Origin of the sequence: Pseudomonas fontis (genome assembly GCF_028656955.1) — a bacterium.
In the GTDB taxonomy this organism is placed as follows: Bacteria; Pseudomonadota; Gammaproteobacteria; order Pseudomonadales; family Pseudomonadaceae; genus Aquipseudomonas; species Aquipseudomonas fontis.
Map to the genome: position 1 here is coordinate 1 of NZ_JAMDGY010000048.1, position 929 is coordinate 929.

Sequence of the window (929 nt, forward strand, 5' to 3'; positions counted from 1 at the left end):
TGAACTGGCCTAATGATTTTGGACACCTTCTTCGGGCGCTATGATGGCGCCCAATTGGAGGCAAAATCAGTGCGAAAATCTTATTCGAGAGAACACAAAGTCCAAGCTGCTGAAATGGTGCTGGACGGTGGCCAGTCAGTTCCTGAGGTATGCGAAATCCTTGGGATAGGCCGAACAGCTCTGCGCCGCTGGGTTGAGCAGGTTCGGGAAGAGAGGCAGGGCAAGGTCCCAGCCGGAGCTAAAGCCATCACGCCTGAGCTGCAGCGCATCGAAGAACTGGAAGCACTGGTTCGTCAGAAGGATCGGGATATCGAAATCCTAAAAAAGGCCAGTGCTCTCCTGCTTCGGGACTCCAAAGATCGTTCTCGCTGATCAACGAGCTGAGTGAGCAGTACGGTGTTGTCGATTGCTGTCGCGTGCTTGGGGTCAGGCGCAGCAGTTTCTATACATGGCGCAAACGCCAAGGGCGCAAAAATCCTGTGAGGGATGCTCTACGCTCGCGTGTAGTCAACCATTTCAAGGCGTCACGAAGCTCCGCTGGTTCACGCACGTTAGTGCAAGAATTGCGGCAGGAAGGTCATGAAGTTGGGCGTTACAAAGTACGTGCACTTATGCGCGAGGCCGGTTTGAAGTGCAAGCAGCGCAGGCCGCACCGTTATCGGTCTTCGGGCGCGGAGGCTTTGATTGCAAAAAATCAGCTTAAGCGGAACTTCAAAGTTTCGGCGATCAACGAGGTTTGGTGTGGCGATGTGACTTACATCCAGGTCGGCAGGCGCTGGCTGTATCTAGCCGCTGTAATCGACCTGTACGCCCGACGAGTAGTGGGCTGGGCGTTTTCAATGACTGCCGACGCAAGACTGGCCTGCAATGCATTACGCATGGCGGCTGAATCCAGGGGTAGGCCGACGGGTGTGATGTTCCACTCAGAT

The 929-nt window shown here is 54.9% G+C and carries 2 protein-coding genes; both read left to right on the top strand.

Annotation, left to right across the window (positions count from 1 at the left end; translation table 11 throughout):
• Positions 1-18 precede the first annotated feature (18 nt).
• Entirely contained in the window at positions 19-372 is a 354-nt protein-coding gene (locus M5G11_RS16030; protein WP_273925316.1) for a transposase, read from the top strand.
• Between the two features lie 8 nt (positions 373-380).
• On the top strand, positions 381-929 hold a 549-nt coding region (locus M5G11_RS16035), incomplete at its 3' end, for an IS3 family transposase (protein WP_273914034.1).